Here is a 25457-nt window from a genome sequence, read left to right as displayed (position 1 = left end):
AAATTATGATTTATGTTTTTAAAACTTCCGTTGATAATCACTCTAAATTAGAATCGGCTTCAACTTTACTTTATCAATTAATCCCAAATTCTAAGTGGAATTTTGACCTTGAAGATTGTGATAATATTTTAAGAATCGACAGCGAAACCGAAATAACCGATTTAGTACTAAACAACGGTTTTTTTGACTGTATCGAATTAGAATAAAACCCAATTTCATTATCCTCTTTCTTTTTACAACATGGAAATAAAACTCTATCAAAACAGAACTTTTGATACCATTGATTATTCGGATCAAAGCTTATCGCACACCGAATTTGTCAATTGTGAATTTATCAATTGTAACTTCTCTAAAAGCGATTTAAGTTATAATGATTTCTTAGATTCTACTTTTAAAAACTGCAATATTTCACTGGCAATTCTCACCAATACCGGATTAAAAAACATTCAGTTTATTGGCTGTAAATTAATGGGTTTAGACTTTAGTGCCAGCAACAGTTTTTTGTTTTCAATGAATTTTGAGGATTGTCTGTTAGATTATTCCACTTTCATTTATAAGAAACTAAAGAAAACGAGTTTTATAGATTGTTCTTTAAAAGATGTTGATTTCTCGAATACAGATTTGTCTTTGTCACTTTTTAAAAACTGCGACTTGTCTAATGCCACTTTCGTGGAATGCAATCTGGAAAAAACAGATTTTAGAACTTCGCGCAATTATACTTTTGATCCTTCAGAAAACAAAATTAAAAAAACAAAAGTCTCTCATACCGCTTTAGCAGGCTTACTGGAGAAGTTTGATTTGGAAATTGAATAATATTTTAAAAAACCGAATTTGCAGATTTTAAAGATTTTCATTTTTTTATTTCTGTAAATAAAAAAGGGATGCAGTATAATTGCTGCATCCCTTTTAAAACTAACTATAAAAATTATTTTATCCAACGCGGATCTCCAATTTTATTGTCGATCATGGTTTGGTTTTTAACGGTAAAGTTTCCTTCGGCCGCATTTACAAACTGCGGATCTGCTGTCGTAGCCGAAGAATCGATTTTATTATTTGTAATTGCCGAATCGATAAAACTTGGCGCCGCGAAATAGTAATTTTTACTAAATACAGGCATAACTGTAGTTGGCTGATTGGTATAAATTGCCGTTGTATTTGTAATAAGCGTATTTCTTACTGTCGATGCATTTGTTGCAAAACGAACGTATAAAATTCTTTTTGGCGCTGCGGTGTTTGATACCTTATACAAAGTACAACTGTCAATTAATACTGTAGTGGTTAAACCAGTTCCTGAGAAACCATTGGCAGGAGCTACAGCATCTGCTCTGACAAAATCACGTCCAACAGAACAAGAATCAAATGTGCTGTTCTTCACTGTTATATTTGCAACATACGTATTTCTGAAATCTATAAAATCTGCCTGAGCATTTGTATTTACATTTTTAACGATACTATTGTCTACTGTAAATGATGCTAATTTTGCTGCACTTGCATTTCCGTAAACTAAGGCTCGTAAGTAATCATGAATATAACAACCGCTAATTAATATATCATTATAAGTAGTACTTGCTCCTGAAATAGTAATAAAGTTTGTGTCTCCAACTCCTGATCCTTCTGATTCCAAATCAATTAATGAAAGACTTGTCATTCCAACATTTGCCGTAAATCTCACATGTAATTTTGGTTTATCTCCAGGACGTAATCCGCGTATGGTAATTGGTTTGTTTAAAACTATTTCACCAGTAAATGCTTTATAATCTCCCGGCATTAAAACCAAAACAGAATTGGCTGGTGACTCTGCTATTTTTGCATTTAAATCGTCTTCCGGTTTAACCAAAATCCCGGTTCCGATATCAATTCCGGTTTTAAAAGTAACGACACCTCTTTTCTTTGTACCATTCAATAAAGTCGCTGTATAATTTGTTTCTCCCGTAAGTCCCGTAACAACAGCAACTCCGGCAGTTTTTTCGGCAGCTGTAATAACATGAGTAATATCACCCGGAGCTACAGTAATTTGTGTTACGTTGCTATTTGGTGTCCATCTTAAAGTAACTTGCTTTGCCTCAATATCTGCATCCTGAACCGGGAAGAAAATCTGCTCTGTCAATGTCGTTGCGGTAGTAACTGTCCATTTAGAGTCGTCTAAACCTGTTGCGCTCACCGCTTTTACTCTGATTGAATAAGTCGTTTCTCCTTCTAATTGTACTGATACCGGCAGTTCTTTAGGCGCTACATTTATAGTTTTATAAATCGTTTTAAATTCCTTATCATCTGCACTAAATTCAACTACATAATGATCAGCCTCTTCATTTACGGTCCAGTTTAATTCAACCGTCGTTTGATTTCTAACTTTTGTCGTAAGGCCAATTGGAGAAAATGCTCTGTCTGCTCCAATATCAGTCAATAACTCTTCATTAAAACTTTCACAACCAGAAATTGTAAAGGCTATTAATAAGGCCGCTATTAAACCTTTAAATATATATTTTGCTTTCATAATAAATATCTTATAAATTACTACTAATTATTTCAGTTTAATAACCGTAATCGTTAACTAACTGTCCGTTACTTGCATTGATTACTTTTTGCCAGATTGGCCAAAATTGTCTCGTATTAGGATCTACACCTAACTTATACAGTGAGTTTATTTTACTTTCTGTAAGAACGTTCCATGCACCTGCACCTTTGCTGTCTACATAAAAAGTATAATCTACACCCGGATTTGTATTTTCTCCTCTGTTTAAACCATAGATAATTAGCGTTTGGTTATCTTCTTTATATTTATAATATAAATTAACCGGTACAGTTGCATAATCTCCTGAACGGGACTGTAAATCAAACATTTTTTGTTTTGCTTCGTCTAGTTTTATTTTCAATAAATTCCAACGAATAAGGGCTTGTTTACGCTCCATTTCTCCTGTAAACTCATATTTATTTTCATTGACAATCGCATTAAACATTGCTTCTTTACTAGTCAACTGACCTACATAATTGTCTACTTTTTCTCCATGAGATGCTGCCGGAAATGCTCTTCTTCTTATTTCTTTAAGATATGGAGCAGCAGCACCAGGACCTTCTAATTCGTTTGCCGTTTCGGCAGCTATTAAAAGAACCTCAGCATAACGCATATAAATTTTATTAACTCCGTCATCATTGTCTGAAGTAACTCTGCGGGTCATCCACTCATAACGGTATTTACCAAAACACCATTTATTTATTACTGCCAATTCTTGTTTCGCAATTCCATTTACAGGGGTTCCATAAGTATAAGGTACACATGTAACATCTCTACGTGTATCTTGTTGATCATAATCATAGAAAATAAAAGGCAAAGGTCCGGCAGTACCACCACGATTATTTCCGTTGGCATGAAACTGATCATTCGCTGCATGTTTAACTGCAAAGCTGAATAACATTCTTCCTCTACCATCTCCAAAAGGAATTTCCCATAAAGATTCTCCACCTGCTTGTATATTTTCCTGATTGTACTTTTTCCACAATGTTTCAAATGTAGTTTCTAAATGAGCCGTTCCACTTGCAATAACAGAACGCGTTTCTGCCAATGCCAGTGCATACATATTGGCAACTGATAATTCAGGGTCACTACTTCTTCTAACTCCATCAGGATATTGCTGAAATCCCGATGCTACCAATGCCAAACGAGCACGTAATCCTTTTACAAACGCTTTATTTACTCTTTCTACACTACTTGTTGCAGTAGTTTCATTTGGCCACGGAACCAATGTAGCAGCCTCGCCCAAATCACTAATAATCTGTTTGTAGATTACATCACGATTTGATTTTGGCAAATAAATAGTCGCAGAAGTTACTGGTTCAAAGCGTGCTGGAACATCTCCATGAGCTTTTGTTAAATCGGCATAATAAATGGCGCGTAGTGTTAAGGCTTCTCCCAAAAGATATCCCAACTCTGTTCCCGGCCTTGGATCTCCATACTGACGCAAACCTCTAATACAAATATTAGCACGCTCAATTCCTGAATACATAGAAGTCCATGGATTACCACCTCCCGTAGGCGGTGCATCAAAATCCATTTGACTATTAGTAGATTTCGCATCATAAACACTCAATGCCGGTTTATCATCAGAAGTTGATTCTGAAGAATTGAACCACTCTACATCTGTATTGAATCCGTAATACGAAAGGAATCTTCCACGATGTCCATTCTGATCTCCAAATGGTATTTTAATTCCATCAACTGCACTTTTGGCCATTCCGGGGTCAGAAAAAATCAATGCTTCATCTAGTGTTGATTTTGCGGGAGCATCAAGATAGTCTTCCTGGCAAGAGCTAAAAAGGCCCGCAATAATTAGTCCTGCTATAATTATTTTATGTTTCATTGCTGATAAGTTTTAAATTAAAAATTAAGGTTTAAACCAAAAACCAACTGTCTGCTGCGCGGATAAGCTGAATAATCTACACCCGGTGTAAGCGGCGTTTTTCTTCTTGTTGAAACTTCAGGATCTGGCCCTGAGTAGTTGGTAATAAGAAAAACATTTGTTGCTGTCAGGTAAAACCTCAATTTAGCAATACCAGCTGCAGAAGTAAATGATTCCGGAGTGGTATAACCTAAAGTAAGTGTATTAAGTCTTAAAAAAGAGCCATCCTCAATTGCCCAGTCTGATGTTACAAAACGACTCATGTATGGTGACCACATTGTTGTATTAGCATTTAAGGCTGTTAACTCTGCAGGATCTGTAACTAATTGACCGCTTGTTGGATTTAAATTTGTCCATCTCTGACCATCTGCCATTTCTGAACTTAGATTTCTATACTGACCTCTTGGAGTAGAAGATGTAAACTCTACTTTATTAGCATTATAAATATCATTTCCTACACTGTAGTTAAATGAAGCCGAAAGATCAAAACCGTAAACATTACCATTAATAATAAAACCACCATTGTATTTTGGATTTGAATTACCAATTATGGTAAGATCTTTTGAGTCTACTACATTATCGCCATTCAAATCTTTCAATTTCATATAACCTGGCTGTACACTTCCTACTACACCTGAACTGTTTACCAAACCAGATTTTAAGGTGTATTTTGAACCATCATAATCAAAATCAGAAACCTCATAGCGTCCGTCGCTTTTGTATCCGTACATGGTACCGATAGACTGCCCTACTGCTACTAAATAATCTCCAACAATATCACTGTTCCAAGAACTTGAAACTGTAAAATCATTCATTACTCCAAGTGAGTTGATTCGGTTTTTATTTATTCCGACATTAAATGAGAAGTTTAAACCATAGTCTTTTTTCTGTATTGCTGTAACATTCAAAGTTGCCTCAAATCCTGTGTTTTGCGTTTCTCCCATGTTTCTGTATTGTGTCTCATATCCGGAACCCGCTACAGGAAAATTAATCAGAAGATCTTTTGTTTTATTTTTATAGAATTCGAATGAACCATTGATACGGTTTTTGAAAAAATCAAAATCTAAACCAAGGTTTTGAGTTACAGTTGTTTCCCATTTCAAATCAGGATTAGCCATTACCGGCGATGTAGCCCAATAATTACTTACCCCATTAATCCATGCAGACTGACCTGATTGAAAATTCTGAACAGTCTGACCTGTCGGGATATTATTATTTCCTGCCTCACCATAACTAAATCGTATTTTCAGTGAGCTTAACCAATCTACATTTTTCAAAAAGCTTTCTTCTGAAATTTTCCACGCAGCAGCAGCAGCCGGGAAGAATCCCCATTTATTGTCTCCTAAAAACTTACTGGAACCATCGGCACGGTAGGTTGCTGAAAATATATAACGATCTTTAAAGTCATAATTTACACGACCAAAGAATGACAACAATTTATCATCCGGAAAATAGAAATTATCAAACACAATTGGTGTTCCTTGTGAGGTAAGCTTTTGAGCCTGAGAAAAATCAAAAAACTTAGGTAATCCCTGCACTACAGAAGTTGCTTCATTTCGTTCTGTATCGATCATTTCTTCTCCAACAAGTACTTTTAAATTATGATTGTCTCCTAATGTCTTTTTGAAATCATAATTCAGGGTATTGGCATTTCTAAATGTTACATCTTTTCTGTCCGTAATAATAATAGCCGGCATTCCCTGCAAAGCTCCTGAAGGTTTATTTGCCACATAATAAGTAGTACGTCCGTAAAAACGGTAATCTAAATTACTGTAATTATTTAAACCCAAGTCTGTTTTAAAAACCAGTTTATCTGTTAGTTTCCATGAAAAACTTCCAAGCATATTAAAGTTTTTTCTAAGCTGCTGACGATCATTATCTGCTACAGATACGAACGGATTTATAAGATAACCCGAAACTGCCTCGTCAGTATCATCGGTAGTCAATCCCGGCATTGGAATTGGCGAATATCCAACAGCATGTCTTAAGCGGGAGTCATTTGATGAAAACTCATTTTGTTCATTCGCTCCTCCTCCGTTAATTTCTGTATTAGAATAACGCATTGTGAAAGCAAGATCAATCTTGTCACTGGCTTTACTTTTTAAAGCAAGAGATAAGTTGTCTCTCTTAAAATCAGACCCCAGCATAATCGCCTTTTCATCGTAATGTGCGTAGTTAAAGTTAAAATTAGCTTTCTCTGTACCACCTCTAATTCCTAAATCACGGCTTTGTACTTCTCCGGTGCGACCGTAGATTTGTTTCTGCCAATTATCTCCTTTTACTCCTTTGTACATATCATAATCCTGCCAGTTGCCAAAATATTTTTCATACGAATCTTGTTTTTTAGCCAGCAAAGCATATTCATACTGCCATTTAACAAAATCTTCCGGCTCAAGAACATCAATCTCTTCAGCCATCTTTTTCATACCGTAAAACATATTAAAGTTTACAGCAATTTTCCCGTCTTTACCTGATTTTGTTGTTACTAAAATAACTCCGTTTGCTCCTCTTGAACCATAAATAGCAGTAGACGAAGCATCTTTTAAAGTGGTATATGTTTCAATATCTGAAGGCGATATATCATTTAAACTATTTACAGGAAATCCGTCAACAATGATTAATGGCGAACTATCCTGAGTCAGCGATCCACCACCACGAATTCTAATTTTGATTTCAGAGTCTGGTGAGCCCTCTGAAGATATCACTTGTACACCCGCAATACGGCCAGTTAAAGCTTCTGCCACATTTGCAATTGGCGTTTTTCTAACTTCATTACCTGATAAAGTCGAAATTGCTCCGGTTAAATCTCCTTTCTTTGCTGTTCCATAACCAATTACAACAACTTCATTCAGATTATTAGAATCTTCCTGTAAAACAGCATCAACTTTATTTTTTCCGGAAGCAGAAACCTCAGTTGATTTAAATCCGATGAACGAAAAAGTCAGGATTGCTTTTGGGTTAGTTAGTTTGATCTTATAACGCCCGTCAAAATCTGTAGAGACACCGTTTTTTGTGCCTTTTTCCAGTACATTAACTCCGGGAAGAGACAGACCGGCTGCATCTCTGACAGTTCCCTCTATTGTTGGAGTCTGCGCATTTACCTGACTACTCATAAGCAAGCACAATAAAAAAACAAGAGCAGAGCAAAAGTTTGCTCCTTTGTTTAATAAATCTTTAAAGTTCATGGTTTATTGTTTAATAATTATTAATTGGTTAAATAGTTTTTCTGTAGTTTTGACATCATAAAATCTCTCGTTACTATTATTGCAAAATCTTTTAAGACTCAACAATCACAAGGTTTTTCAATCGATTTCGCTTTAAAAAAATAACCTTTAATTTATTCAAAACAAAAGATGTAATCGATTACACAAACATAGATATTTTTTTTAATTAAAAAATTAATTTTCATAAAAATTTGCTAAAAAAAATTATAAATGAAAAATAAAGACTGTTTTTTATATGACATGTGTAATTTACATTATGAATAAATGCCAATTTTATTATTGCCTAATGAAAAATTATTTCGCTATTATTAAAAAAATAATCGATTACATGAAAAAACAATATCAATTATAAAAGCGGATTATATTTTCACCTGAACTAAAAAAAGCTATCAATTCTTATATTAATTTACCCCTACATCAAAATTCAGTTACGATTAGACACAAAAAAACCTTAAACAATTAAGTTTAAGGTTTATTAATTTCTAAAGTATCCTCTTAAGCTCTTTGCAACTGCAAATTTGCTTTATGCTTTTGCATCAGAACAAAAGTTATAATCATTCCTGTTACAGCCATTCCAACACCTATAAGATTTGGAGATGCAAAATTATAACCGGCAGCCAATGGTATTCCACCTAAAAAAGCACCTAATGCATTTCCAATATTAAAACTTCCCTGAAGTGCTGCCGAAGCAATCATTTCTGCATCTTTAGCCGTACGAATCATCAACATCTGAATTGGCGCAATTACCGAAAATGAAATTGCTCCGGTTAAGAATGTCAGAAATAATGAAATATATTGATTGAAGGAGAAAAAGTACACCATTAATAAATCCAGCACCATGACAAACAATAAAGCCAATACAGTTGGAGCAGGCGAATATTTATCTGCCAGTTTACCTCCCGCAAAATTCCCTACAACCATTCCAAGTCCTGCCAAAATCAAAATATAGGAAACATCTTCAGGAGAAAATCTTGATACATTAATTAACAGAGGCGCGATGTAACTAATCCAGGCAAACAATCCCCCAAAACCAATTGCCGTGATTCCGATAATCAACCAGGCCTCTGTTTTTTTGAAGAACAGCAATTGTGTCTTCATGTTTACATCTCCGCTTTTTTCTAAATTCGGCATCCATAGCGAAATAAATAAAAAGGTCAGCATTCCAACTATTGCAATTAATATAAAAGTATAACGCCAGATAAAATGGTGCCCAATATAAGTACCAATTGGCACTCCAATTAAATTAGCCAACGTTAGACCCGAAAACATAATGGCAATGGCCTGTGCTTCTTTTCCTTTATCAGCCAAACGGCTTGCGACTACAGCTCCTACACCAAAAAAGGCTCCGTGCGGTAATCCGGAAAGGAATCTTGAAGCAAACAAGAAATTATAATTTGGTGCAATAATAGAAAGTGCATTAAAAACAGTTAACATTAATGCCAAAATCAAAAGCATTTTTTTTGGTGGAAAGTTTCTTCCAATAATAACTAATAAAGGTGCACCAATAACAACGCCCAAAGCGTAAGCTGAAATTAAATATCCCGCAACGGGAATAGAAACTTTCATATCCGAAGCAATATCTGGCAATAAACCCATCATTACAAATTCGGTTATTCCAATAGTTAAGCCTCCTAAAGACAAGGCAATAAGACTTTTTTTCATTTGTTTTATAATAAGAAAGGAATATATTTTCTATGGCACAAATTTAACACCGTTAAGCGCAAAAATAGTTGTACATTTACAACATAAACTTGTAAATTTAAGTCATGCCTAAATTAAATCAGTTTGAAACTCTCGTTATTCATGAATTTGAGGATGAGAAATTTCACCTTCCGCCACATACTCATACGTATTACGAAATCATTTATATCAAAAAGGGGGCTGGTATTCATCATCTAAACAAAAACCTTCTTCCTTATAAAGCCGGTGATTTATTTGTTATTTCTCCGGAAGACGAGCATTATTTTGACATCAAAAAAAACACTCGCTTTGTTTATATTAAATTCACAGACAATTATTTTAATTCCAAACAAAATCTTACCTGTGATGAATTTCTTGTAAACACTCCTGAAAGTTTTATGCGGGATAAAATCCTCAAAGAAACTGTATTAAAATTTGATGAACCCTGCAAAACCATTTTAAAAAATACAGTAGAAAACATTATAACTTACGATCGTTATATCGATGTTACCACATCTCCAATCGTTTTTTATCAAATTCTTTCGCTTTTTGGTTTGATTAAAGAAACCATCCGTGGCATGAATCTTCAAATGAAATCGACACATATTGATAATGAACAAATTGCCAATTATATTCATCAGAATGTTTATCAGCCAAAATTGGTTCAGATTAAGATTATAGCAGAACATTTTAATATTGCTCCATCCTACTTTAGCGCTTATTTTAAAAGGACTTTCTCGATTAGTTACCGGGATTATATTAATAATTTAAGAACAACTTTAATCGAAAAACGATTTCACAATAATCAATTACCAATTAAGCAAATTGCTTATGAATTTGGTTTTACAGATGAAAGTCATTTATCGAATTATTTTAAAAAACGAAAAAACATGAAACCAACAGATTTTAAAAAGCTTTAGTTATTGAAATCTTAAAAGAGACCGGAGCTAAGAATTTTTGTATAAATTTGTATCAGCAATCTATTTTCCTTGACAAAAAAAACAAACATATTATTACTCGTTTTACTCTTTGGCCTCTCTTTGATGTCAACTACGGGTTATGCTTGTGGAAAATCTGCTGAAAAAAGTTCTTGCGAGAAAAAAGCAAGTTCATCTAATACAGAATCCGATTCGTGTGAAAAAGATTGCTGCAAAAAAAGCAATGATTCTAAAAAGGATCAGCATGGATGCAACAGAAAATGTGATCACTCAGGCTGTACAACTTCGGGTTTGCAGTTTAGTTTAATTGCAGAAAATGATTTTGAATTCAGTATCGAATTATTGAATTTCTCTTTCAAAACTCCCATCACATACTATGAAAACAACAGTATTTCTGATGGCTTTACCTCTATTTGGGCACCTCCAAAAATAAAATAATTCTATTTGTGACAGCCATAACTGGGTCCAAACGCTCCGCAGAATCTGCAACACTTTAAGAATTAAACATAATTAAGGAAAACTACATTCCTTCTAAATACATATAAAATGAAAAAATCAATAACAATTATAGCAGCATTAATCGCATTCGTTTTTACCACAAATACGATTCAGGCAAACACAGAAAAAAACGAAATCGAGGTTTTAAATTCAAATGAACTACAAGCGGTTTACGATGCTTATTTTAATGTAAAAGATGCACTTATTAAAAGTGACAGCAAATTAACTTCGGCAAAAGCCAAAGATTTACTTACCGCAATTACGGCTGTAAAAATGGATAAACTGAAAAGTAATGAACATACAGTTTGGATGAAAGTAATGAAAAAACTTACTGCCGATGCCAAAAGTATTTCGTCAACTACAGATCTTAAAAAACAACGTGACAGTTTCAAATCGTTGTCTAAAAGTACTTACGATCTTATAAAAGTGTCTAGCCCAGAGCAGCCAATTTATAAACAATATTGCCCAATGGCAGATGCTGACTGGTTAAGCAAAGAAAAAGCGGTTAAGAATCCCTACTACGGATCTTCAATGTTAACTTGCGGAAACGTGGTAGAAACCATCAAATAAATATGAAGCTCTACATCAAAAACATGGTGTGTAGTCGATGCAAAATGGTTGTGAAGTCTGAGTTTGAAAAACTCGGACTTCATACTATTTCTGTTGAACTGGGCGAAGTAGAACTTCAGGAAACTATTACCGAAGATCAGAAAAAAATCCTGCTTAAGAATCTGCAATCTTTAGGTTTTGATTTAATCGATGATAAAAAAAGTAAAACCATCGAGAAAATAAAGAACCTTATTGTCGATCTGGTTCATCATAAAAACAGTGAGCTCAAAATCAATTTATCCGATTATCTGGTCGAAAACCTCAACCAGGATTACAGTACTTTGAGCAATCTTTTCTCCGAAATTGAAAACACTACTATCGAAAAATACTTTATCAGTCAAAAAATAGAAAAGGTAAAAGAGTTGTTGATTTACAATGAACTTTCGTTAAGCGAAATTGCCGATTTATTAAACTATAGCAATGTAGCACATCTAAGCAATCAGTTCAAGAAAATCACAGGTTTTACCCCAACTTATTTCAAGCAATTGAAAGATAAAAAACGTATTCAAATAGAAAATTTGTAAAGATTAATTTCTCGCAAAGGCGCAAAAGCGCAAAGTTTTAAGTCTCGCGCAGTCCCGATAGCTATCGGGACTGCGTGAAATTATTTTTTATTATCTTAATAAACATAAAACTTCGCGACTCTGCGTCTTTGCGAGATTATTATAAGATTAGGTAAAACCTTAGCCCACTTTGCGGTTAAAAAACGCCTTTCGTAAATCTTACAAATCATTCACAAAATTATACAAACCGAAGTGGCTAATACTTCGGAAATTTGCATTGTAATACTTTAAAAACATATAACAATGACTCATCAATATATAATTTCAGGAATGTCGTGTGATGGTTGTCGCAAGAAAGTCGAGAAAACTTTAAATACAATTGAAGGAATTCAGGCCGAAGTGACACTAAATCCGCCATTGGCTACCATAACAATGGAAAAACATGTTGCAACAGAAAAATTTCAGGAAGTTCTGGCAGCAGCAGGAAAATATACTATTGAGATGGATTCTCCCAAAAACCACACTGATACAGCTGTTAAATCTTGTTGTTCAGCCCATAAAAAAGAGAATCACACACACCAGCCTAAAAAAGAACTCCATACACATCAGCAAACCAATGGTGTCTATTATTGTCCGATGCATTGCGAAGGTGACAAAACGTACGATAAACCCGGAGACTGCCCAGTTTGCGGAATGGACTTAGTCCCTCAGGTTGTAATCAGCGCTGCAAAATACACTTGCCCAATGCATCCCGAAGTTATTTCAGATGAACCGGGAGATTGTCCAATTTGCGGAATGGATTTAGTTCCGATGCAGGCTTCTGATAAGGAAGAAAACAAAACATATTCTGATTTATTAAAAAAAATGAAATTAGCGATCCTGTTTACGCTTCCAATTTTCATCATTTCAATGTCAGAAATGATACCGAATAATCCGCTTTACACTATAATGTCAATTGAAAAATGGAATTGGGTCCAGTTTTTATTTTCACTTCCTGTACTCTTTTATGCAGGTTGGATGTTTTTTGTTCGCGCCTGGAAATCTATTATCACCTGGAATTTAAACATGTTTACCTTAATAGGAATCGGAACAAGTGTCGCATTCTTATTTAGTATTGCAGGCTTATTATTTCCAGATGTTTTTCCGGACGAATTCAAATCGCATCATGGAACCATTCATTTGTATTTTGAAGCTGCAACCGTAATTCTAACCTTAGTTTTACTAGGGCAATTATTGGAGGCCAGAGCCCACGGACAAACTAATGGTGCAATAAAAGCATTATTGAAACTCGCTCCGACGGAAGCAACTTTGGTCGAAAACGGAAATGATAAAGTGATTTCTATTCACCATATTAAAAAAGGAGATTTATTGAGAGTAAAACCGGGAGAAAAAATTCCGGTTGACGGAAAAATTACAACTGGCGAAAGCAGCATTGATGAAGCTATGATTACCGGAGAACCTATTCCGGTAGATAAAAAAACAGGCGACAATGTGATTGCCGGAACCATAAACGGAACCAAATCTTTTGTTATGATTGCCGAGAAAGTAGGTTCAGAAACTTTACTGTCGCAAATTATACAGATGGTAAACGATGCCAGCCGTTCAAGAGCACCAATTCAAAAACTGGCAGATCGCGTGGCTAAATATTTTGTCCCAACTGTGGTCATTATTTCAATTTTGACCTTTTTTGTCTGGGCAAAATTTGGTCCCGAACCCGCTTACATTTACGGATTAATTAATGCCATCGCCGTTTTAATTATCGCTTGTCCTTGTGCTTTAGGTTTGGCAACTCCAATGTCTGTTATGGTTGGAGTTGGGAAAGGGGCACAACACGGTATTTTGATAAAAAATGCCGAAGCACTGGAAAACATGGATAAAATCGATGTTTTAATTACTGATAAAACCGGAACTATTACAGAAGGAAAGCCTTCTGTCGAAAAAATCTATTCGGTAAATAATAATGAAGACATTTTACTTCAAAATATTGCCTCATTAAATCAACATAGTGAACATCCTCTGGCGCAGGCTGTAGTAAATTTTGCTAAAGCTAAAAATCAAGTTATGTTTGAAGTTCCGGACTTTGAAGCCATAGCCGGAAAAGGAGTTTTAGGAACCATAAACAACTTAAAAGTAGCTTTAGGAAACAAAAAGCTAATGAATCAGGTTGGTGCATCCATTCCTGTGGATATAGAAAACAAAATTATTGCAGAGCAAAATCTTGGCAAAACCGTTTCTTATATCGCGATAGACAAAGCCGTTTTAGGTTATGTAACGATTACTGATGCGATAAAAGAAAATAGCGCAAAAGCCATCAAAGATTTAATCGATCAGGGAGTTGAAGTTATTATGTTAACTGGTGACAATGCCAATACTGCAAAAGCAGTAGCCGACCAGTTACATTTAAGTGATTTTAAAGCCGATTGCCTTCCAGAAGATAAACTAAAAGAAATTCAGCGCTTACAGGCTGAAGGCAAAATTGTAGCCATGGCTGGTGACGGAATCAACGATGCTCCGGCTTTAGCACAGGCAAATATTGGAATCGCAATGGGAACCGGAACTGATGTTGCCATCGAAAGCGCCAAAATTACACTGGTAAAAGGTGACCTAAACGGAATTGTAAAAGCTAAAAAACTAAGTTTTTCGGTGATGAAAAACATCAAACAAAATCTGTTTTTTGCTTTTATATACAATGTCTTAGGAGTTCCAATCGCTGCAGGAATTTTATATCCGGTATTTGGAATTTTGCTTTCGCCGATGTTAGCTGCACTGGCAATGAGTTTAAGTTCGGTTTCAGTAATTGTAAATGCCTTACGATTACGAAATCTAAACCTTTAAAAAATCAATATGAAACTACATACTATTATAATTCTCTTTTTGATCACCATAACTACTCAGGCGCAAAAAGTGGTACGCTACGACTTATATGTTCGGGACACAATCGTAAATTTTTCAGGAAAAGAAAAACGCGCCCTAACGGTAAACGGACAAATTCCGATGCCAACGCTTACTTTTACTGAAGGTGATACAGCCGAAATTTATGTGCATAATGAACTTAAAAACGAAGACACTGCACTACACTGGCACGGATTATTTTTACCAAACAAAGAAGATGGAGTTCCGTATTTAACACAAATGCCTATTAAACCCGGCACAACCCATAAATACAGTTTTCCGATCATTCAAAACGGAACCTACTGGTATCATAGCCATTCAGGATTGCAGGAACAAATAGGTTTGTACGGACTTTTCATTATTAATAAAAAAGAAAATGATCCGACCATTAGAAAAGGAATTGACGATTTGCCTACCATTCCGGTTATTTTAAGCGAATGGACCGATCTGAAACCTGAGAATGTACAGCGAATGCTGCATAATGCAAATGACTGGTTTGCTATTAAAAAAGGAACAACGCAAAGTTACGCCGAGGCCATTAAACAAGGGCAATTTTCTACAAAGGTCACTAACGAGTGGAAACGCATGAACGCCATGGATGTTAGTGATGTTTATTATGAAAAGTTTTTAATCAATGGTAAAAATGAACAACAGTTTTCAGATCTTAAACCAGGCTCTAAAGTTCGTTTACGAATTGCCAATGGAGGTGCTTCAAGTTATTTCTGGCTAACGTATGGCGGTGGAAAAATCACCGTTGTTGCCAGCGATGGAAATGATGTTGAACCAGTAGAAGTTGATCGTTTGATCATTGCGGTTTCTGAAACTTATGATGTTGTGGTAACCGTTCCCGAGGACAATAAAGCATTTGCTTTTCTGGCTACAGCCGAAGACAGAACAGGATCAGCCACTTTATTTTTAGGTGAAGGAATAAAACAGCCTGTAAAACATCTTCCAAAATTAAAATATTTTGAAGGAATGAAAATGATGAATGATATGATGAAAATGAATGGGGAAATGAACGATATGGGAATGAAAATGTCTCTTAATAAAATGGACATGAATGCCGTAATGTATCCTGAGATTTCGGGTGAAGATGAAAATTCAAAACCAATAGATCATTCTAATCATACTATGGAGAACATGAAAATAACAACTGACAGTACTGAAACCACTGAAATTGTCACTTTGAATTATGGAATGCTAAAATCACCTACCATAACAACGCTGCCAAAAGATGCTCCGGTAAAAGAACTACGGTTTTCTTTATCCGGAAATATGAATCGCTATGTATGGAGTATGGACAATAAAGTAATTTCTGAAACAGATAAAATCTTAATTAAAAAAGGAGAAAACGTTAGAATTGTATTGTACAACGGATCTATGATGCGTCATCCAATGCATTTACACGGACACGATTTCAGGATTCTGAATGAGCATGGCGAGTATTCTCCCCTTAAAAATGTCATTGATATTATGCCAATGGAAACCGATACAATAGAATTCCAGGCAAATGCAGATGGAGACTGGTTCTTTCACTGTCATATTCTTTATCATATGATGGCGGGAATGGGACGCATTTTTACTTATGAAAATTCAGCACCAAATCCTTTGATTCATGATCCAAAAATGGCTTATAAAATGCTAAAAATGGACGACCGAATGTTTCATTTCATGGCCGAAAATGATTTTGCCACTAATGGAAATGATGGTGAAGCGATGTTCAGTAATACACGCTGGAGTATTGGAACCGAATGGAGACTGGGCTACAATGACAAACATGGTTACGAAACCGAAACCCATATTGGTCGTTACATCGGGAAAAATCAATGGTTAATGCCTTTTATTGGTTTTGACTGGCGCTATAGAAAAATGGGAATGGACGAACAGGAACAAAACCTTTTTGGACAAAAAAACACCAAAGATAATCGTTCGGTTTTTAGTGCCGGAGTCGAATATACTTTACCAATGCTCGTAAAAGCACAGGTTGAGGTTTATACTGATGGAAACGTGAGAGTACAATTTGAACGAAAAGATATTCCGCTTGCGAGACGCTTGCGAATGAATTTAATGTGGAATACTGATAAAGAATATATGGCGGGTTTAAAATATGTAGCCACCAGAAACCTGGGAATCACAACACATTATGACAGTGATATGGGAGTTGGTTTTGGACTGAATTTGAATTATTGATTGTGTTTTTAAACCATATAAGTGATTTAAGTTCATATTAAAAAATGCCCTTTAAATGAATTATTGACCTGATACTAGATGCCTGGATCGTTTAACTTTCAATCACATATTATTATCAAAACATTAACTTTTTTGTAAGAATCATCTCTGCAGATTGTTATTATATTTGATTTACCAAATACAATGCTTCTAACAAAAAAACAATTAAAACAAAATGACAAAAGTAATTACAATTTTGACTGCTGCTTTATTTTCAATTGGTGTAACGGCTCAGGAAACAAAACCTGCTCCTAAAAAAGAAAAAGATAAAAAAGAATCTTGCTGCAAGAAAACATCAACAGATAAAAAAGATAAAAAATCTTGTTGCGTTAAAAAATAATTGCAACATATATTAAATGCAAAAGGCCTCAAATAGTTGAGGCCTTTTTTTATGTTTGTGTCTCGTCCTAAAATAAGTTGACACTAAATCGACTTATAATGAAAGACAAAGAAAACAAAGGGGGCAGGCGTTCCCAGCGGGATTATAACATGGCTTTTAAATTAGCTGTAATTTCCCAAGTTGAAAAAGGAGAAATGACCTATAGACAAGCTCAAAAAAACTATGGAATACAAGGAAGAAGTACAGTTTTGGTGTGGCTCAGAAAATTTGGTAACTTAGACTGGAGCAAACCAAACTTGTTATTTATGTCTAAATCTAAAGAAACTCCGGCACAAACCATTAAAAGGCTTGAAAAAGAATTAGCAGATGAACAGCTAAAGAATAAGATACTTAATACCATGATTGACATCTCTGATAGTCAGTACGGTACTCAGATTCGAAAAAAGTTTTCTCCCAAACCATCTTCCGCCTCAGGCAAGAAGCAGGAATAAGTTTATGTAAAAGTTGCCGATTGTTTGGGATCAGCAGGCAAGCTTTCTATCAAGGGCAGAACAGAATTACCTTAAGAGAATCTGAACTACTCAAAGTTAGAGATTTGGTTATCGGCATAAGAATGGAAATGCCTCGTATTGGCACTCGTAAATTATATCATATTCTTTGTGATCAATTTTCACAAAAGGGGATTAAGATAGGTCGAGATGCATTTTTTGATTATTTAAGAAGAGAAAAATTACTTGTAAAACCAATAAAGAGTTATACAAAAACTACTTTTTCAAAACATTGGCTGCACAAATATGATAATCTTTTGAAAGAATGTAAAATTGAACGTCCTGAACAAGTATACGTAAGTGATATCACTTATATAAAATCACAGCAAAAAACTCATTATCTCTCCTTGGTCACTGATGCTTACAGTAGAAAAATAGTTGGTTATAAACTTAGTGATGATATGAACGCAGAAAGTGTAGTTCAGGCTTTAAAAATGGCAGTGAAGAGTAGAAAATCGATACTGCCGCTAATACATCATTCTGATAGGGGTTTGCAATATTGTTCAAAGGTTTATCAAAATGTATTAGCTAAACACAATATTAAACCATCAATGACAGATGGATATGACTGCTATCAAAATGCATTAGCGGAAAGAATTAATGGAATCTTAAAAAACGAGTTTTTAATTTATAAATGCAAGGATGGAGCCACATTGGAAAAGCTTGTAAAGGAGTCAATAATTATATATAATACAAAAAGACCACATCTAAGTTTGATGATGAAAACTCCTAACTTTATACATGAAAAAACCAGCCAAGAAAACCTGACTGGTTAATATAAATTTTTATTGTAAACTGTCAACCTATTTTAGGACGACTCATTGCTTTTAAAATCAGTGTTAATCCTTTTATTCCAATAACTATCGGGATTGACTAAAAAATTACTTTAATCTAACGCTCCATTCAAAATCCATTTCAGAAACCTGAACGCCTTCTTCATTTGTCCCAATAGATTTCATCCAGAATGTTTGTCCTTCTCCCGTTTCTATAGTTTTTTTGATAGCATCGGCAATTAAATGTCCGTCATTGCAGGCAAATGTAATTCTTCCGGTTGCTTTTTTTGTGAAGTTCCCTTTATTGTTAGCCACTAACATAGAAATTTTTCTTCCGCTTTCCTGAATTTGAGAAATCACTAAAGCCCCGGTTGTCAACTCTGCTGCCATTGCCTGAACCGCAAAGTACATAGAGTTAAAAGGGTTTTGATTAATCCATCTGTGCTTAACACTTACAACACAACTTTCTTTGTCGATTGCTTTTACACGTACACCGCAAATGTATGCCGATGGTAATTTGAATAATACAAATTTATTGAGTTTGGAAACTGAAACTGCCATGTGGTTTTATTTTTTTATGTAAAAATACAAAAAAACTATGCACGCACAATAAATTTGTAATACTTTCCAAAACTCCCAATAAAATCAGCTATTCCGAATGATTTTCAATGAATTACTATTCAAATATAAATTTTAAAATTGTTAATATTTTGTTAATATTTGGTACTATGCAAAACAAGATACTGTCTTTTAGATATATATTTGCATAAGAAATTACTATATACTTTTAATCATGGAAACAACAACGCCACTCATCATGGAAACAACATCAGAAAAAAACACAGCTGCGTTTACGCATTTAAGCACATTAAGTCAATATGTCATTCCGTTTGGGAATTATATTTTCCCAATTATAATCTGGTCGAGCTACAAAGACAAATCAGAATTTGTAAATCATCACGGAAAACAGACTTTGAATTTTCAATTGAGTTTACTGCTTTACACTTTGATTTTAGCCTTAATCGCAATTCCGATTTTCTTAACCGTCGTGTTACAGAATATTCCAATGGAAGTCTTTTTTAACGACGATAATTTTGAAATCAGAAACTTCAATTTACAAGGAAACATTGGTTTATTAAGTATTGGTGCGACAGCCGTTTTACTTTTTGGAGTTTTAAAATTTGTTGAATTCTTTTTAGTGATTTATGCTTCGATAAAAGCTTCAAACGGAGAATTATACAAATATCCGTTATCGATTCCTTTTATAAAGTAATCGCATAAAAATTAAAAGGTTATAGCAAAAACAATCAATCATCAATCATCATCATCAATCAAAAAACGAATTGTTCAATCTAAAAAAAACAAAATGAAATTATGAACATTGAAAACACAAAAGCACAGATGCGCAAAGGTGTTCTTGAGTTTTGCATCTTATCAGTACTTAAAGAAAAAGACGCATATACATCTGAAATATTAGACACCTTAAAAAACGCAAAATTATTAGTTGTTGAGGGCACCGTTTATCCGCTCTTAACCAGATTGAAAAATGACGGTTTGCTTAATTATCGATGGGAAGAATCGACCTCAGGCCCTCCACGAAAATATTATGGATTAACCGAGATAGGACAAACATTTTTAAACGAACTTAGCGGCACCTGGACAGAATTATCTGACGCCGTAAATCTAATCACCAATCAAAATCAATAAGTCATGAACAAAACAGTAAATATTAACTTAGGCGGTATGTTTTTTCACATCGATGAAGATGCATATTTAAAATTGACACGCTATTTTGACGCTATAAAACGATCACTAAATAACTCGTCTGGACAAGATGAAATTATTAAAGACATCGAAATGCGTGTTTCTGAATTATTAACAGAAAAACAAAAAAGTGAAAAACATGTTGTTGGCTTGAAAGATGTTGACGAAGTGATTACAGTGATGGGACAACCGGAAGATTACAGAATCGAGGACGAAGACAATCAAAATCAATCGTTTAACAATTACGGTGCAAGAAAACACAAAAAATTATATCGTGATAAAGAAAAAGGTATGATTGGTGGTGTTGCAACCGGATTAGGACATTACTTTGGAATTGATGCCGTATGGATTAAAATCATATTCTTAGTATTTGTTTTTGCAGGTTTTGGAACCGGAATTTTAGCATACTTTGTACTTTGGATTGTAACTCCTGAAGCAATTACAACTTCAGAAAAATTGGAAATGACAGGAGAACCAGTTACGATTTCGAACATCGAAAAAAAAGTTCGTGAAGAAATAGATTCATTATCTGATAAATTCAAAAACGCAGATTATGATAAAATGGGAAACCAGGTAAAGTCGGGAGCTGAGAGAATAAGTAGTTCATTTGGAGACTTTGTCATGACGGTTTTTAAAATATTCGCTAAATTTTTAGGTGTCATATTAATCGTGTCCGGAATTAGTGTTTTGCTTGGATTATTGGTTGGGGTGTTTACTTTGGGATCAAATGTATTTATTGATTTCCCTTGGCAAAACTTTGTTGAAGCAGGAAACTTTACAGAATATCCGCTTTGGTCTTTTGGTTTATTGATGCTCTTTGCTGTTGGAATCCCGTTTTTCTTTCTAACATTATTAGGCTTTAAATTGTTATCTCCAAACTTAAAATCTATTGGAAATATTACAAAATATACCTTATTAGCCATTTGGATCATTGCAGTTGCAATTGTAATTAGTATTGGAATCAAACAGGCAACCGAAATATCTTATGATAATAAAACGGTTGAGAAAAAAACGATCAATATTAAACCTACAGATACGCTGTTTGTAAAATTCAGATATAATGATTATTTCGCAAAGGATCTGGATCATCACAGAGAGTTTGCATTTGTTCAGGATTCGGCAAACAATAATTTAATTTATTCAAATGATGTTCGCTTACACGTTTTACGTACAGATGAAGCTTCTCCTTATATGCAAATTGAAAAAACCGCAAGAGGAAATTCGTTAACAAGCGCAAAACAAAGAGCAGAAAAAATTAATTACAATCTTCAGATTAACGGAAATCACTTAATTTTAGATAATTATTTTCTGACAGATATAAAAAACAAGTTTAGAGGACAAGAAGTAGATGTATATTTGTACTTGCCAGAAGGGCAATTATTTAAGCCAGATGCATCTATTCAGGACTACGATGATTCTGAAAATGATTTTTTCGACCTGCACTTTAGTGGTAACTATAACTACAAAGTAGAAGGTTCTAAAATAAAATGTTTAAACTGCCCGGCAGATGAAAACGAATACAATGATAATGACAATGATTACAATGACGAGAACACTATCGACAACGATACTGTAAAAGAAGTTTCGATTAAAATTAATGGAAAAGAAGTTTTAAACGGAAAAAAAACAAACGGAAAGCTAACCACTGATAAAAACGGAGTCATAATTAAAATTAACTAAGCCATGATAAAAATAATCATTCATATTACGAAATTTATAATTGCCACTATTACTGCATTACTGTTTGCTTCATGTAACTTTAACATGAATGCAATCGAAGGAAGTGGGAATGTAACCACCGAAAACAGAACTGTTCAGGGTGAATTTAAAAACATATCAGTAAGCAATGCAATTGATCTGGTAATCGAGCAATCGGATAAAACTGAAATTAAAGTTGAAGCAGACGATAATTTACAAAAAGAAATTATTACAAAAGTTGAAAACGGAACATTAGTAATTTCATGTAAATTCAGTTCATTCCGCAACGTGACTTTGAAAAAGGTAACGGTAAAAATGCCAAAAATTGATAAAATTGAAGCATCAAGCGCTTCATCTGTTCAAAGCAAAAATGTTCTTACCGGTGAGAATATTCAATTAGAAAGTTCAAGTGCAGCATCTATGGATGTTAATGTAGAGTCTGATAATATTGCTTTAGATTCTGATAGCGGAAGCTCTATAAACATAACAGGAAAAGCCTTAAAAGTAAAAACTTCAGTATCTAGCGGAGGATCTATTGATGCTACAAAATTGCTGGCAAATGACATAGATGCAGATGCATCAAGCGGAGGAACAGTAAGTATTCATCCAATTGTAAGTCTTAAAGCTCAGGCAAGCAGCGGAGGAAACATAAGTTACGATACTACACCTAAAACTATCGAGAAAAGTCAAAGCTCAGGAGGAAACATTAATAAAGGATAAACCTTATTTAAGTGTTAAATATAAAAGAAATCATTCACCCAAAGTGGATGATTTTTTTATATTTGTCAAAATCAAATCTAGAATTAATGAAAAAAAGTACTGCCCTGCTCCTATTATTATGCATTACCACATTAACCTTTGCTCAAAAAAGAGAAAAAGTAAAAGGAACTAAAATCGTAACCACATCTATAAAAGAAGTGGAAAGTTTTGACGGACTCGAAGTAGATGACAATTTAGAAGTTTACTTAGAACGCGGTGAGAAAAACGAAATCAAAATTGAAGCTGATGATAATCTACACGATATTGTTGGTATGGATTTACGAGATAAAACGTTACGTTTATATACATCAAAAGAAAGTACCATTTTTAAAAAATTAACGGTTCATGTTATTTACACTGGTACTTTAAACAAAGTTATTGCAAAAAACGAAGCTGTAATTTACGCTATTCAGGAACTAAAATTAGACGACATTACCTTTAATAGTGTTGATTATTCAAAACTATATTTAAATGTCAATGCAAAAAAATTCGGTTTAATTGCAGATGACAAATCCAGATCTGAAATAAATCTAAAAGCAGAAGATGCCAGTATTCAATTAAGCAAAAATGCTGCAATAAAATCATTAGTATCAGCAATAAAATTCAAATGCGACTTATATCAAAAAACAACAGCTACAATTGAAGGTATTGCTGAAAAAGCAACTATTCGTTTAGATAATAATTCCATTTTTACCGGAACAAAATTCACTTTAAAAGATGCTAACGTAACGGCGGAGAATTATGCTGTGGGTACAATTTTAGCCGAAACCACACTTTCACTTGCTGTTGGAGACAAAGCAGAACTTTCTCTTTTTGGGAATCCTGCGATACAACTAACTCGTTTTTCTGAAGAAGCTAAATTAATGAAGAAGATAAAATAAGCTTTTTGTTTCAGGTTTCAAGTTTCAGGTTTCAGGTTTCAGGTTTAAAATTAGAAACGTCATAAAAAGAAAATCCCCGTCTAAAGTTTTAGACGGGGATTTTTTTATGATAAAGTTTTAAACGTTTCAACAACTTGAAACCTGAAACAAATAAAACGTAAAACTAAAATTAGTCTTTAGAAGCTAAATATCTTTCAGCATCCAGAGCAGCCATACAACCTGTACCCGCAGCAGTAATTGCCTGACGGTATACGTGGTCTGCAGCATCACCGGCTACAAAAACACCAGCCACATTTGTGTTAGAAGTTCCCGGAGTATTTACAATATATCCTGTTTCATCTAATGTAATATAATCCTTAAAGATATCTGTATTTGGTTTGTGACCAATTGCTACGAAGAAACCAGTTGCAGGAATTTCGATAACTTCTCCAGTAGTTTTATTTAGTGCTTTAATTGCATGCACCACCTGGTTATCTCCTACTACTTCAACAGTATCATGATTCATTAAAATCTCGATATTCTCTGTTTTACGAACACGTTCTTCCATAATTTTAGAAGCTCTGAATTTCTCACTTCTTACCAACATGGTTACTTTTTTACAAAGTTTAGATAAATAGTGTGCTTCCTCACAAGCAGAATCTCCAGCCCCCACAATCACAACTTCCTGATTTCTGTAGAAAAATCCATCACAAACTGCACAAGCTGAAACTCCACCACCCATATTTAGGTAATGTTGCTCTGATGGTAATCCCAAATATTTTGCAGTTGCTCCTGTAGAAATAATTACAGTTTCACAGTGCAATTCAATTGTATCATTAATCCAAACTTTATGAATATCTCCTGAAAAATCAACTTTAGTAGCCCAGCCATCACGAATATCAGCACCAAAACGTTTTGCTTGTTCCTGTAACTGAATCATCATTTCTGGTCCTGTAACACCATCAACATAACCTGGGAAATTTTCTACTTCATTAGTAGTAGTCAATTGACCTCCGGGCTGCATCCCCTGATATAAAACCGGATTCATGTTAGCTCTGGCTGCATAAATAGCCGCAGTATAACCTGCCGGACCAGAACCTATAATAAGGCATTTAATTTTTTCGATTGTATCTGACATAATGTGTATAGTTTTTTTGTGATGCAAATGTAAACTTTATTATAAAAAATAACGCCCAAAATAAATCCGAAATAACTATCTTAAAATAAGTTTTATTTATTTTCATTTTTTTCTTTTCTAAATGAAATTTATTTCTATCTTTGCATCCGCTTTCGGGCACTACAACAAAATACATCTTCGGGGTGTAGCGTAGCCCGGTTATCGCGCCTGCTTTGGGAGCAGGAGGCCGCAGGTTCGAATCCTGCCACCCCGACAAAAGTCTTTTCATCTTTTTGAAAAGACTTTTTTTTTTGTAATAAACAGAAAAACTAAAATAATACTGAACGGTTATCGCGTTCCGATTAAGATCGGGAAGACCACAGGTTCTCCCGAAAGCTTTCGGGACTGCCACCCCGACAAAAGGCTTTTCATTTTTTTGAAAAGACTTTTTTTTTGCAATAAACTCAAATATAACTGAACAGCTATCGTGTCTCTTTTTTTATATCTATTTTTCTAAAAAAATAAATTAAAGATTTACTTTCTAATACACATCCTATTTCATATTCTTTCTTAAAATGTAAGAAATATTTTAAAAACATAATTTTGTAGCTGTTTTTTTATTAATTTTAGA

The 25457-nt window shown here is 34.3% G+C and carries 21 protein-coding genes and 1 tRNA gene; 16 read left to right on the top strand and 6 right to left on the bottom strand.

Features of this window, described 5'->3' with window-relative positions; translation table 11 throughout:
- Positions 1-5 precede the first annotated feature (5 nt).
- Both OLM51_RS06755 and OLM51_RS06750 read left to right on the top strand, forming a co-directional pair.
- A complete protein-coding gene (locus OLM51_RS06755) occupies positions 6-206 on the top strand; it encodes a hypothetical protein (RefSeq protein WP_264553582.1) in 201 nt (66 codons plus the stop codon).
- A gap of 34 nt (positions 207-240) precedes the next feature.
- Positions 241-813: a pentapeptide repeat-containing protein gene (locus OLM51_RS06750; RefSeq protein WP_264553581.1), complete on the top strand. Its 573-nt coding sequence runs from the start codon at positions 241-243 to the stop codon at positions 811-813.
- A 112-nt stretch (positions 814-925) separates the two neighbouring features.
- Here OLM51_RS06750 and OLM51_RS06745 read toward each other — a convergent pair whose 3' ends face one another.
- The 4 genes from OLM51_RS06745 to OLM51_RS06730 all read right to left on the bottom strand — a co-directional run bounded on the left by OLM51_RS06745 (position 926) and on the right by OLM51_RS06730 (position 9280).
- Positions 926-2494, bottom strand: a complete 1569-nt coding sequence (locus OLM51_RS06745; RefSeq protein WP_264553580.1) for a DUF5123 domain-containing protein — start codon at positions 2492-2494, stop codon at positions 926-928.
- A gap of 37 nt (positions 2495-2531) precedes the next feature.
- Entirely contained in the window at positions 2532-4355 is a 1824-nt protein-coding gene (locus OLM51_RS06740) for a RagB/SusD family nutrient uptake outer membrane protein (RefSeq protein ID WP_264553579.1), read from the bottom strand.
- A 17-nt stretch (positions 4356-4372) separates the two neighbouring features.
- A complete protein-coding gene (locus OLM51_RS06735) occupies positions 4373-7579 on the bottom strand; it encodes a SusC/RagA family TonB-linked outer membrane protein (protein ID WP_264553578.1) in 3207 nt (1068 codons plus the stop codon).
- Positions 7580-8113: 534 nt separating this feature from the next.
- Positions 8114-9280 carry an MFS transporter gene (locus OLM51_RS06730; protein WP_264553577.1) on the bottom strand — a complete coding sequence of 389 codons (1167 nt, stop codon included), beginning with the start codon at positions 9278-9280 and terminating at the stop codon, positions 8114-8116.
- A 104-nt stretch (positions 9281-9384) separates the two neighbouring features.
- On the opposite strand from OLM51_RS06730, the gene OLM51_RS06725 reads away from it, so the two are divergent.
- The 8 genes from OLM51_RS06725 to OLM51_RS06690 all read left to right on the top strand — a co-directional run bounded on the left by OLM51_RS06725 (position 9385) and on the right by OLM51_RS06690 (position 18631).
- Positions 9385-10218 (top strand): AraC family transcriptional regulator, encoded by an 834-nt coding sequence (locus OLM51_RS06725; protein WP_264553576.1) that lies wholly within the window; start codon positions 9385-9387, stop codon positions 10216-10218.
- Positions 10219-10287: 69 nt separating this feature from the next.
- Positions 10288-10674 (top strand): hypothetical protein, encoded by a 387-nt coding sequence (locus tag OLM51_RS06720; protein ID WP_264553575.1) that lies wholly within the window; start codon positions 10288-10290, stop codon positions 10672-10674.
- Positions 10675-10782: 108 nt separating this feature from the next.
- Complete coding sequence (locus OLM51_RS06715; protein ID WP_264553574.1) at positions 10783-11304, top strand: DUF3347 domain-containing protein; 522 nt, start codon at positions 10783-10785, stop codon at positions 11302-11304.
- A 2-nt stretch (positions 11305-11306) separates the two neighbouring features.
- Positions 11307-11867 carry a helix-turn-helix domain-containing protein gene (locus OLM51_RS06710; protein ID WP_264553573.1) on the top strand — a complete coding sequence of 187 codons (561 nt, stop codon included), beginning with the start codon at positions 11307-11309 and terminating at the stop codon, positions 11865-11867.
- Between the two features lie 282 nt (positions 11868-12149).
- Entirely contained in the window at positions 12150-14681 is a 2532-nt protein-coding gene (locus OLM51_RS06705) for a heavy metal translocating P-type ATPase (protein ID WP_264553572.1), read from the top strand.
- Between the two features lie 9 nt (positions 14682-14690).
- Complete coding sequence (locus tag OLM51_RS06700; protein ID WP_264553571.1) at positions 14691-16928, top strand: multicopper oxidase domain-containing protein; 2238 nt, start codon at positions 14691-14693, stop codon at positions 16926-16928.
- 214 nt (positions 16929-17142) lie between these two features.
- Positions 17143-17307, top strand: coding sequence for a hypothetical protein (locus tag OLM51_RS06695; RefSeq protein ID WP_213259016.1), 165 nt, complete (start codon positions 17143-17145; stop codon positions 17305-17307).
- A 98-nt stretch (positions 17308-17405) separates the two neighbouring features.
- Positions 17406-18631 (top strand): IS3 family transposase gene (locus OLM51_RS06690; protein WP_413614532.1). Its coding sequence is split into 2 segments (ribosomal slippage): positions 17406-17745 and positions 17745-18631, totalling 1227 coding nucleotides; the frame shifts between segments, so codons are not numbered across the junction.
- A 105-nt stretch (positions 18632-18736) separates the two neighbouring features.
- Here OLM51_RS06690 and OLM51_RS06685 read toward each other — a convergent pair.
- Entirely contained in the window at positions 18737-19189 is a 453-nt protein-coding gene (locus tag OLM51_RS06685; RefSeq protein ID WP_264553570.1) for a DUF4442 domain-containing protein, read from the bottom strand.
- Positions 19190-19421: 232 nt separating this feature from the next.
- Between OLM51_RS06685 and OLM51_RS06680 the strand changes: the two genes are divergently transcribed.
- From OLM51_RS06680 to OLM51_RS06660, 5 genes are all read left to right on the top strand, one after another.
- The gene (locus OLM51_RS06680) at positions 19422-19901 is read left to right on the top strand and encodes a DUF4870 domain-containing protein (protein WP_264553569.1); all 480 of its coding nucleotides are present in this window, start codon (positions 19422-19424) and stop codon (positions 19899-19901) included.
- Between the two features lie 101 nt (positions 19902-20002).
- A complete protein-coding gene (locus tag OLM51_RS06675; RefSeq protein WP_008464689.1) occupies positions 20003-20335 on the top strand; it encodes a PadR family transcriptional regulator in 333 nt (110 codons plus the stop codon).
- A gap of 3 nt (positions 20336-20338) precedes the next feature.
- The gene (locus OLM51_RS06670) at positions 20339-22072 is read left to right on the top strand and encodes a PspC domain-containing protein (protein ID WP_264553568.1); all 1734 of its coding nucleotides are present in this window, start codon (positions 20339-20341) and stop codon (positions 22070-22072) included.
- A gap of 3 nt (positions 22073-22075) precedes the next feature.
- Positions 22076-22810 (top strand): head GIN domain-containing protein, encoded by a 735-nt coding sequence (locus OLM51_RS06665; RefSeq protein WP_264553567.1) that lies wholly within the window; start codon positions 22076-22078, stop codon positions 22808-22810.
- Between the two features lie 86 nt (positions 22811-22896).
- On the top strand, positions 22897-23730 hold the full coding sequence (locus tag OLM51_RS06660) for a DUF2807 domain-containing protein (RefSeq protein WP_264553566.1): 834 nt from the start codon (positions 22897-22899) through the stop codon (positions 23728-23730).
- 169 nt (positions 23731-23899) lie between these two features.
- On the opposite strand, the gene trxB is transcribed toward OLM51_RS06660, so the two are convergent.
- Positions 23900-24847, bottom strand: a complete 948-nt coding sequence (trxB, locus tag OLM51_RS06655) for a thioredoxin-disulfide reductase (protein WP_264553565.1) — start codon at positions 24845-24847, stop codon at positions 23900-23902.
- Positions 24848-25025: 178 nt separating this feature from the next.
- On the opposite strand from trxB, the gene OLM51_RS06650 reads away from it, so the two are divergent.
- Positions 25026-25100, top strand: a tRNA-Pro gene (locus OLM51_RS06650).
- Positions 25101-25457 lie beyond the last annotated feature (357 nt).

This window comes from Flavobacterium sp. N2038 (assembly GCF_025947185.1).
GTDB lineage: Bacteria > Bacteroidota > Bacteroidia > Flavobacteriales > Flavobacteriaceae > Flavobacterium.
Note: the sequence above shows the minus strand (reverse complement) of the source record. Positions and strands in the feature narration are given on the sequence as shown.

Bases quoted from the DNA above. Each gene is read 5' to 3' on its own strand.
- OLM51_RS06730 (WP_264553577.1), bottom strand. From the start codon at position 9,280: ATGAAAAAAAGTCTTATTGCCTTGTCTTTAGGAGGCTTAACTATTGGA.
- OLM51_RS06660 (WP_264553566.1), top strand. From the start codon at position 22,897: ATGAAAAAAAGTACTGCCCTGCTCCTATTATTATGCATTACCACATTA.
- OLM51_RS06725 (WP_264553576.1), top strand. From the start codon at position 9,385: ATGCCTAAATTAAATCAGTTTGAAACTCTCGTTATTCATGAATTTGAG.
- OLM51_RS06700 (WP_264553571.1), top strand. From the start codon at position 14,691: ATGAAACTACATACTATTATAATTCTCTTTTTGATCACCATAACTACT.
- OLM51_RS06735 (WP_264553578.1), bottom strand. From the start codon at position 7,579: ATGAACTTTAAAGATTTATTAAACAAAGGAGCAAACTTTTGCTCTGCT.
- OLM51_RS06705 (WP_264553572.1), top strand. From the start codon at position 12,150: ATGACTCATCAATATATAATTTCAGGAATGTCGTGTGATGGTTGTCGC.
- OLM51_RS06715 (WP_264553574.1), top strand. From the start codon at position 10,783: ATGAAAAAATCAATAACAATTATAGCAGCATTAATCGCATTCGTTTTT.
- trxB (WP_264553565.1), bottom strand. From the start codon at position 24,847: ATGTCAGATACAATCGAAAAAATTAAATGCCTTATTATAGGTTCTGGT.
- OLM51_RS06695 (WP_213259016.1), top strand. From the start codon at position 17,143: ATGACAAAAGTAATTACAATTTTGACTGCTGCTTTATTTTCAATTGGT.
- OLM51_RS06745 (WP_264553580.1), bottom strand. From the start codon at position 2,494: ATGAAAGCAAAATATATATTTAAAGGTTTAATAGCGGCCTTATTAATA.
- OLM51_RS06685 (WP_264553570.1), bottom strand. From the start codon at position 19,189: ATGGCAGTTTCAGTTTCCAAACTCAATAAATTTGTATTATTCAAATTA.
- OLM51_RS06665 (WP_264553567.1), top strand. From the start codon at position 22,076: ATGATAAAAATAATCATTCATATTACGAAATTTATAATTGCCACTATT.
- OLM51_RS06740 (WP_264553579.1), bottom strand. From the start codon at position 4,355: ATGAAACATAAAATAATTATAGCAGGACTAATTATTGCGGGCCTTTTT.
- OLM51_RS06755 (WP_264553582.1), top strand. From the start codon at position 6: ATGATTTATGTTTTTAAAACTTCCGTTGATAATCACTCTAAATTAGAA.
- OLM51_RS06750 (WP_264553581.1), top strand. From the start codon at position 241: ATGGAAATAAAACTCTATCAAAACAGAACTTTTGATACCATTGATTAT.
- OLM51_RS06710 (WP_264553573.1), top strand. From the start codon at position 11,307: ATGAAGCTCTACATCAAAAACATGGTGTGTAGTCGATGCAAAATGGTT.
- OLM51_RS06670 (WP_264553568.1), top strand. From the start codon at position 20,339: ATGAACAAAACAGTAAATATTAACTTAGGCGGTATGTTTTTTCACATC.
- OLM51_RS06680 (WP_264553569.1), top strand. From the start codon at position 19,422: ATGGAAACAACAACGCCACTCATCATGGAAACAACATCAGAAAAAAAC.
- OLM51_RS06675 (WP_008464689.1), top strand. From the start codon at position 20,003: ATGAACATTGAAAACACAAAAGCACAGATGCGCAAAGGTGTTCTTGAG.